This is a genomic window from Rhodococcus sp. (in: high G+C Gram-positive bacteria), from assembly GCF_049286785.1.
Lineage (GTDB): Bacteria > Actinomycetota > Actinomycetes > Mycobacteriales > Mycobacteriaceae > Rhodococcus_F.
Genome location: NZ_JBAQEO010000351.1, coordinates 1 through 8578 on the forward strand (window position 1 = coordinate 1; position 8578 = coordinate 8578).

Annotated in this window: 6 protein-coding genes and 1 pseudogene; 1 reads left to right on the plus strand and 6 read right to left on the minus strand. The window is 65.9% G+C overall.

The annotated features are described in order from the left end of the window. Positions 1–34: 34 nt before the first annotated feature. The 3 genes from WAW17_RS13115 to WAW17_RS13125 all read right to left on the minus strand — a co-directional run bounded on the left by WAW17_RS13115 (position 35) and on the right by WAW17_RS13125 (position 3476). Complete coding sequence (locus WAW17_RS13115; protein ID WP_422333401.1) at positions 35–2005, minus strand: MDR family MFS transporter; 1971 nt, start codon at positions 2003–2005, stop codon at positions 35–37. Further along, complete coding sequence (locus WAW17_RS13120; RefSeq protein WP_422333402.1) at positions 2002–2535, minus strand: MarR family winged helix-turn-helix transcriptional regulator; 534 nt, start codon at positions 2533–2535, stop codon at positions 2002–2004. Before WAW17_RS13120 ends, WAW17_RS13115 begins: the two co-directional genes overlap by 4 nt. Positions 2536–2636: 101 nt before the next feature. Continuing rightward, on the minus strand, positions 2637–3476 hold the full coding sequence (locus WAW17_RS13125) for a sulfurtransferase (RefSeq protein ID WP_422333403.1): 840 nt from the start codon (positions 3474–3476) through the stop codon (positions 2637–2639). A gap of 142 nt (positions 3477–3618) precedes the next feature. Here WAW17_RS13125 and WAW17_RS13130 point away from each other — a divergent pair, with 142 nt between their 5' ends. Further along, entirely contained in the window at positions 3619–4701 is a 1083-nt protein-coding gene (locus tag WAW17_RS13130) for a beta-mannosidase (protein ID WP_422333404.1), read from the plus strand. A gap of 12 nt (positions 4702–4713) precedes the next feature. On the opposite strand, the gene WAW17_RS13135 is transcribed toward WAW17_RS13130, so the two are convergent. From WAW17_RS13135 to WAW17_RS13145, 3 genes and pseudogenes are all read right to left on the minus strand, one after another. Then, positions 4714–6354 carry an ABC transporter gene (locus tag WAW17_RS13135; RefSeq protein WP_422333405.1) on the minus strand — a complete coding sequence of 547 codons (1641 nt, stop codon included), beginning with the start codon at positions 6352–6354 and terminating at the stop codon, positions 4714–4716. Next, on the minus strand, positions 6351–7892 hold the full coding sequence (locus tag WAW17_RS13140) for a glycosyltransferase (RefSeq protein ID WP_422333406.1): 1542 nt from the start codon (positions 7890–7892) through the stop codon (positions 6351–6353). The genes WAW17_RS13135 and WAW17_RS13140 overlap by 4 nt, the downstream gene beginning before the upstream one ends. Then, positions 7886–8578: pseudogene (locus WAW17_RS13145) on the minus strand (hypothetical protein); the annotation flags it as partial. The pseudogene WAW17_RS13145 and the gene WAW17_RS13140, both read right to left, overlap by 7 nt.

The window sequence follows — 8578 nt, forward strand, 5'->3', positions numbered from 1 at the left end:
TCCCCTTGGGCGATAGGGCGGGTAGGGCGGAATTTCAGCGGAGCAGGGCACCGTTGCCGGTGTCCGACATATGACCGCCGCCGAGTACGCCGGCCACCTGCTCTTCACTCAGGCCGAGTTCGCGCAGACGATCCCACACCGCGTCGAGCTCGACGAGTTTGGCGTTCAATGCATGACGGAGCCGACTGACCTCGTCACGGATCTCCCCGGCCTCGTCGATCGCCTCGAGAGTTGCCTCCGGTTCGGGCAGCAGCATCGCCAGAAGGCGGTCGCGTGCATCTGTACTCAGCCCGGCGAAGGGCTGGTGGTCGGCAGGTGCCTCGTGCTTGCCGTTGCGGCTCTCGTTCGAGTCGGACGGTTCGGTGCCCGAGTCTTCGGTGGTTGTGGAATCGATCTCGAGCCCTGACGCGTCGTTCGGAACTACCGCATAGTCGGGATCCGACAGCGGATCCCGATCGGTGGACAGGTCGATCGTGCGACGCAGCGGACGGTTGGGCAACACGATCACTGCGAGCAGGGTGACGATGGAGACGATGCCGGCGATCAGGAAGATCCGACCGGTGGCGTCGCCGTAGGCGGCGCGGACGATGGCCTGCACCGGTGCCGGCATGGCCGACATGTCGAGGCTGCCGCCGCCGCGGCTGGATCCGGCGGGGATGCCGATCTTGACGAGCCCCTGGGTGGACAGTTCGGACACGCGGGTGGCCAGCACCGAACCCAGAACGGAGACGCCGATCGCGCCACCGAAGGTCCGGAAGAAGGCAACCGAGCTCGAGGCGGCGCCGATGTTCGTCACGCTCACCGTGTTCTGGACCGCAAGGACCAGGTTCTGCATCATCATGCCCATGCCGAGACCGACGATCGCGATGTACACGCCGATCAGCGTCAGGCCGGTCTCGTGGTCGATGGTGCTGAGCAGGCCGAAGCCGATGATCAGCAGCACTGCTCCCGAGACGACGAACGACTTCCACTTACCGAAGCGGGTGATGAGCTGTCCGGACCCGACGGTGCCGACGAGCATCCCGGCGACCATGGGGATGGACAGGACGCCGGCCATGGTGGGGCTGTATCCGCGCGAGGTCTGGAAGTACTGGCCGAGGAACGTGGTGGAACCGAACATGCCGATGCCGACGGCGATGGACGCGATGATGGCGAGACCGGTGGTGCGTTCGGTGACGATCTTCAGCGGGATGATCGGCGCCTTGGCTTTCGACTCGACGAGAACGGTGGCTATCAGGAGGAGAACACCGGCGCCGACATACAGCGCGCTCTCGCGGGAGAACCACTCGTAGTAGCCCGCCTTTCCGGCGAACGAGACCCAGATGAGCAGGATCGAGACACCGGCGGTCATCAGGAGGGCGCCGAGCCAGTCGATGGAGACGTCTTCCTTGCGCTCGGTCCTGATGTGCAGGGTGCGCTGCAGGAGGAACAGTGCGACGACGGCGAGCGGGACGCAGACGAAGAAGGTCCAGCGCCAGCCGAGGGGGCTGTCGACGATGACGCCGCCGAGGATCGGGCCACCGGTCATGGAGACGGCCATGACGCCGCCCATGTAACCGGAGTACCGGCCACGTTCGCGGGGCGAGACGATGGTGCCGATGATGGCAACCACCAGCGCCGTCAGACCGCCCATACCGATGCCCTGGATCACGCGGGCGGTGAGCAGCACCGGCACGTTGTGCGCGAAGCCGGCGATGACGGAGCCGAGGACGAAGATGACGATCGCGCTCTGGACCAGAATCTTCTTGTTGAACAGGTCGGCGAGCTTGCCCCAGATGGGGGTGGAGGCGGCGTTGGCCAGGAGCGCGGTGGTGATGACCCAGGCGTACGCGGTCTGCGAGCCCTTCAGGTCACCGATGATGGTGGGTAGCGCGGTGGCGACGATGGTGGTGCTCAGCAGAGCGGTGAACAGTGCCGCGAGCAGTCCTGCGAGGGCTTCGAGGATTTGGCGGTGCGTCATTTCCGGCTGTTCATCGACCGGAGGCCGCGTCAATGTTTCGGTCATACGTGCTGTGTTCCAATCGGGTTCGAGCTCGGAGTGATCCGGTACTCGGAATCGGTCAATGTGTTCTTCAGATGCCGGATGGAGTCGAGAGCCGTAGCGGCCTGTGTCTCATTCCAGCCGATCAGCATCTTCTGCATCCGGGCGGCGCGCTGAGCCCTGACGTACTTGACATAGGCTTCGCCCTCCTCGGAGACCTGGATGCGGAAGGCTCGACCGTCTGCGGGATCCGGGTGCCGGGTGACGAAGCCGATTTCGACCAGGTCGTTGATCTGCCGGCTGAGCGAGGACTGGCTGACGCACAGGTTCGCCGCGAGTTCGTTCTGTCGGCATTCGCCCTTTGCCATGAGGACGAGAAGGACGCCCCTGAGTGCGGGCGGGAGTGTGTCGCCGGGTTCGGATGCCAGCGTGTCGCGGAGTACCCGGCCGAAGAGGAATACCTCTTCGATGAGCGCTTCGGTTGTGCCGAGTGTTACTGCTTCGGTAGTGCCGAGCGTGCTCGCGGGCGCGGACGACTCGGTTGTAATTGACATGGCAACCCCTGGGGACGACTTACTTGCTGCAAGCAACTATATACATCGTTAGCGCAAACAAGTAAGCCGGGAGGGCTGTCTAGTTTGTCACACGCCCGAGCTCACGGATTCGACCCGGTGGCGACGGCGCGCTGCGGGTCCGAGGACCACTGCGACCACGACCCCGGATACAGGGCGGCGTCCACCCCGGCGAGGGCGAGCGCCGCGATCTGGTGAGCGGCGTTGACGCCCGACCCGCAGTAGACGCCGACCGGCGTGCCTGGTGCGATGCCGAGCGCGGTGTAGTGGGCCCCGAGCTCCGAGACGGGCACGAATCGGCGGTCGGACCCGAGATTCTCGGTCGTGGGTGCGCTCCGCGCCCCGGGGATGTGGCCTGCCCGCGGATCGACGGGTTCCGTCTCACCGGAGTAGCGCTCGGCGGCGCGGGCATCGAGCAGGACGCCGCCCCGTGCGAGGGCGGCCGCGTCGTCGGCGGTCAGAGTGGGGAGGTGGCCGCCCATCAGCACCACATTTCCCGGCACGTCTGGCGTGTGTTCTCCCGACTCGGTGTGGTGGCCGGCGGCAATCCAGGCGCCGAGTCCGCCGTCGAGCATGGTCACGCCGGCAACGCCGGCCCATCGCAGTAGCCACCAGGCGCGGGCGGCGGCCAGGTTTCCGGTGTCGTCGTAGACCACGACGGAGGAGCCGTCCCGCACGCCCCACCGCCGGGCGGCCGACTGCAGGTCTTCCACCGCGGGCAGTGGATGACGGCCCAGTGCAGGTTCGGCGGGTGCGGCCAGCTCGGTGTCGAGGTCGACGAACACCGCCCCCGGGATGTGTGCGTCGAGGTAGTGCTGATGCCCCGCGCTGTCGCCGAGCGCCCACCGGACGTCGAGCAGGACCGGCGGCGCACCGCCCATCAGGGCGGCATCCAGTGTCTCGACCGTGATCAGAGGGTTCATCGGCATTTTCTCCCTTCCCGAGATTGTTCCGGACGGTACCTCGCTCGCCACATCGCTCGCCTTCGCTCGACACATCGCTCGCCTTCGCTCGACACTGCAGAGTACGGGTGACGGCGGGGCCGGAACCTGGCACCCTGATCGCATGGCGAGACCTCGAACGGTGACGCTCATCCTGAGCGTGCTGCTCGTCCTCGTCGGTTGTCAGCGGACAGCGGATGTGACGCCCGCGCTCCCGGAGGCGAGGGTGCGGGCCACGTCGTCCGGGCTGACGCTCGACGGCCGGCCGTGGTGGCCTGCGGGCCTGAACGCATACCAGCTGGCATCCGATTGGGCACTCAACCGCGGCTGCGGCGCGGAGGTGGATCTGACCGATTTCTTCGACAGCCTGCCGGAGGCTTCGGTGACCCGCTTCAACGCCTTCCAGTTGCTGGCGGTCAACAAGGCCACCGGGACGCTGGACTTCACTGCGATCGACAACGTCTTCCGGGCGGCCGAAGCGCACGGTCAACTGCTGATTCCGGTGCTTGCCGCACAGACGGGGGCCTGCGGAAACGAGATCGTCAAGCGCAGTGCATGGTATTCGGACGGGTGGCATCGCACGAGTCCGATGAGCGTGATGAGCTTCGAGGATTGGATCCGGAATGCGGTGCGGCGCTGGAACTCGTCGCCGGCGTTGGCGATGTGGGAACTGGTGGGTGAACCGGAACCGCTGTTGCCCGACGACACCTGTCCGAAGGACGCGAGCGTCGTTCTCCGGAAGTTCGTGGACGAGGCCGGCGATATCGTGCGGAGCCTGGACGATCGGCATCCGATCACCGTGGGTCTCACCGGCGGTGGTCAATGCGGCACTGCCGGAATCGATTACGAGTACGTGGGTGCATCACCCCATCTGGACGTGTTGCAGTATCACGACTACGGCGCCGACCGTGTTCCGCTTCCGGGCGACCGGTACAACGGTCTGGCGGTGCGACTCGCGCAGGCGGGGAGGTTGGGCAAGCCGCTCCTGGTGGCGGAGATCGGCCAGTACGCGGGCGGACCTTGTGCGACGGTAGGAGAGCGGGCCCGCGATCTGGCTCTGAAGATGGACGGGCAGCGCACGGCGGGCACGGCGGGGGCGCTGCTGTGGGCGTTCGTCCCCGATCCGCGTCCGGACAAGTGCACCTTCGATATCGGGCCACGGGACCCGGTGCGGGTGGTACTGCGCGAGCGCAACGACGTCGGGTAACCGGCCGCCGCCTCACGACACCCGGTACAACCGCCAGACCGGCTGATCCTGACCGTCGTTGGGGATCTCGAGTTCGAGGGTGGCGACGTCGCCGCCGGTCTCGTAGAGGGTGGGGAACCGCCGGTTGACGGCATCCGATTCGCCCCGACCACTGTTGGGGACGGCGAGGATGTACTGGATGCCGAACCGGGACGGGTTGTTCAGGATGGACGTGAAGTCCTCATCGGACGGGATGACGAACGTGCGGGGCCGCTCGGTGGCGGTGAAGATCGCGAACCCGTAGACGGTGTCCATGAGAACCGAGGTTTCCGGCAGGTTCATGGCATCCAGGTACTTCGCGATCTCCCGTTCGGTGGAGAAGGAGGCGATGATTCGGCGCTCGGTGGCCCGGCCCGGCGAGGGGTCGGTGGGATCCGGGAAGAACACCGACCGCAACGCATACTGCTGGCTCGAGAGACTGGGCGAGAGCAGCATCACCGCGCCGGTGACGGCCGGGGTGGCGATGACGATCACGGCCGCGAGAACCGCAGGCGCGAGCCGCGACCCAGACATCGGGGTTCGCGGGGATCCGTGCGGCCCGTGCCGGCGTTCGACGAGCGGTGACCCCGCCGGCACCAGTTGCAGCGCCAGCACCGCCATGAGCGGCAGGGCGCAGATGTAGAACCTGAGGAAGGGGAAGGTGCTGCCGCTGACGTAGCTGTAGAAGGCGAAGGCGAGGATCGATCCGAACACCACGATCGCGGCCACCACCTCGAGATCACGCCGCTGCCATGCCAGCACCAGTGCGACCGGGAACAGCAGCGGCAGTGCGGGACCCATGACGGTCGTCGAGGCAATCGAGTACAGGAGTGCGTACACCGCGTCCGTGGAGCCACCGCCGCTCTGTTCGAGGATGCTGCTGTTGCCGTAGGCCGACGAAAACTGCTGGAACGCTTGCCCGGTGATCAACCAGCTGATCACAGCCCAGAGGATGAACGACATCGCGACGGGAAACGCGACCAGGACGGCATCGAGCAGGGCGGGCCGGACAAGGGTGCGCCGGTTCGCCCAGCCCCGCCGGAGGACGGTGACGACGAAAACGAACACGGTGGCGGCCGCGCCTGCGGCGATGGCATCGTAGCGGGCGAGGTACGCCACTCCGAGGGCGATGCCGACAGCCATCAGGTCGTGCACGTCGTCGGTGGTGCACCATCGAATCAGGCGTCGCCCGGCCCAGCACATCATCAGCAGGAACGGCGCCTCGCTCATCCCGTTTCCGCCGTAGAACACCATCATCGGGTTGAGGGCGAACACGGCGGTGACGAGCCACACCAACCACATCGGGCAACCGCGGTCGGTGCCGATCTTGAAGATCTGCACCACTGCGCCGGCCATGAACGGGGCCGACATCACGACGCCGGTGACACCCCAGGATGTCAGTCCGGGCCACCAGTCGCTCAGCAGCACAGTCGGTAATTGAGCGAGTGCCGTCAGCGGAGTGAAGACGAATCCGATGGCGGCAAGGTGGGGGTCACGACTGAACCACACGCTGCGGGCGGCCGAAATTCGGCTCAGTGCATCGCCTACCAGGAAACCCTGTCCCAGTGTCAGATAGAGGCCCACCGCGAGATAGAGCGCCGTGCAGATCCAGAACACCCATCGTGTGGCCCTCATCCCGCGCCCCCCGGCTCCGGGACCTCCGCAGGCGAGAGTTCTGCCTTCGAACCCGCACCGTTCGAGTTGTTCGACCCGCCTAGACCGTGGAAGGTCTTCTCCCAGTAAGACGGATTGCGAATCAGCTGATAGGTGCCCTTGAGTGCGGCGATGCTCATCATGATCCAGTACAGCGGCACGGTGAGACCCGCGACGAGCAGCGCCGAATTGTGGGACTCGCGGCAGGCCACCAGGTTCATGTAGATCACGGCCGCATTGCCGAACACAAGGGAGATCAGCGCCGGGAAGTACACGTACGCGGGAAAGATCTGCTGGATCAGATTCGGCTGCCCGAGGATCCACGCGAAGCTGGTCAACCAGAACACCGTGTTGAGGCAGGCGATGATCGGGGTGCCGGCCATCAACGTGGTGAACCGGAAGAAACCGACGGGACCGAGACCGTGCCACAGTCGCACCGGTCGGCGCATGTGCACCAGCCAGGTCTGCAGATAGCCCTTGTACCAGCGGGACCGTTGCCGCACCCAGTTGATGGCGTCGCTGTTCGCCTCTTCCAGCGTGAGGGAGTCGAGCACGGCGGTGCGGTAACCGGACTCGGCGATCCGAACACCCAGGTCGGCGTCCTCGGTGACGTTGAACGGGTCCCACGATCCGATCTCGTCGAGCACGTCGCGCCGCAGGTGGTTCGACGTGCCGCCGAGCGGGATCGGGGACGAACTGCGCATCAGCCCCGGCAGGATGAACCCGAACCACAGCGCGTAATCGGCGGTGAACCAGGCAGTGAGCAGGTTCTGGGTCCCGTTGTGGAAGCCCAGTTTCGCCTGTACACACGCGGTGTTCCCGGGCAGCCGGTCGAACGCGGCGACGACGCGGCGCAATTGCAGCGGGTCGGGCAGGTCCTCGGCGTCGTAGATGGTGACGATCTCGCCCGTGGAGAAGTGCAGTCCGTAATTGCACGCCTTCGGTTTGGTGCGGGGGTCGGCGGGCGGCACGAGGAGGATGGTGACCACCTCGCCGAGGTGGGCGGCTCGGGCGGCGTCGATCGTCGCGTCGTCGTCGGCCTCGAGCAGCAAAAGTACCTGCAGTTTGTCGGGTGGATATTCCAGCCCGGTCATCGCCTCGATGAGGTCACCCACCACCTCCGGCTCGTTGTAGGCGGGCACCAGGATTGTGTACTGAGGCAGTTCGTCGTCGGTGAGGGCGAGGGCCTCCTCGTCGGAAATGGTGACGATGGTCCGGCCGTCGAGTCCGCGGCTGAACAACAGGAGGCGATCGATCATCGTCCACACGTAGCCGATGGTGCACACCACAGTGAAAACGATGAGCGTGGGCACGAGGAACAACACGCCGCACACCACCGTGACGGCCGCGAGCGCGAGCAGGACGTTGCGCTGCCAGGGATAGAACGCGACGGATGCCGAGGAGAGGGGATGCTTGTCGCGCAGCCCGTTGACGGCGTCGTCGAGCGCCGCGGCCTTGAATGCCTCGTCGTCGAAAATCCCGTCGTCGAAAACCCCGTTGTCGCCGCCCCGGATCACCATTGCTGCGCCTCCACCACGGCGCGGCCGAGGGTCTCGAGCATGTCCCGGTCCTTGTACTCGGACTCGATGTCGGAGACCGCGCTCTCACCGCGGAACAGGACGGACAGCGTGTGGAGCCCATTGGTCGCCATCGAGGGGGAGGGTTCGGGAAAGTGGGCGTCGGGTTCGTGGTTGTCGACGCTGATGAGACTGACCCGCTCGGTGTTCGAAGGGCTGCGGACCCAGACGAAGTTGAGGTTGCTCCAGGTGAGAAGCAGGTCGTCGTCCACGACCGTGTACATCTCGGCGACGATCCCGCGGCCGAGATCGACATAGATCTTCGGGCTCACGCGGGCGTTCTGCAGTTTGTACATGTTGTGGCTCGGATACACCTCGAGAGTGGCGGACCGCCGCACGGTGAGCACATCCATCTGGACGATGCGAGGCCGGTTCTGAACATCCCAGGCGGGGTTCGGTTCCGAGGTGCGGATGGTTTGGCGGGCGAGTCGCGACTCCGCACCGTAATACCTTTGTGGCCAGTCGTATTCGGAGAATCCGATCTCCTCCCAGCCCGCGGGGACGACGAGTCCGGGCATCGAGGTGGGCGGTGGGCCGGGGGAGACCGGGGTGAGTTGCTGGTCGGGTAGCGGTATGAGAAACATCAGGGCCGCCGCCGCGACGATGAACAGGCTCGTCTTCTGGACGTT

Bases quoted from the DNA above. Each gene is read 5' to 3' on its own strand.
- WAW17_RS13140 (WP_422333406.1), bottom strand. From the start codon at position 7,892: ATGGTGATCCGGGGCGGCGACAACGGGGTTTTCGACGACGGGATTTTC.
- WAW17_RS13125 (WP_422333403.1), bottom strand. From the start codon at position 3,476: ATGAACCCTCTGATCACGGTCGAGACACTGGATGCCGCCCTGATGGGC.
- WAW17_RS13130 (WP_422333404.1), top strand. From the start codon at position 3,619: ATGGCGAGACCTCGAACGGTGACGCTCATCCTGAGCGTGCTGCTCGTC.
- WAW17_RS13120 (WP_422333402.1), bottom strand. From the start codon at position 2,535: ATGTCAATTACAACCGAGTCGTCCGCGCCCGCGAGCACGCTCGGCACT.
- WAW17_RS13135 (WP_422333405.1), bottom strand. From the start codon at position 6,354: ATGAGGGCCACACGATGGGTGTTCTGGATCTGCACGGCGCTCTATCTC.
- WAW17_RS13115 (WP_422333401.1), bottom strand. From the start codon at position 2,005: ATGACCGAAACATTGACGCGGCCTCCGGTCGATGAACAGCCGGAAATG.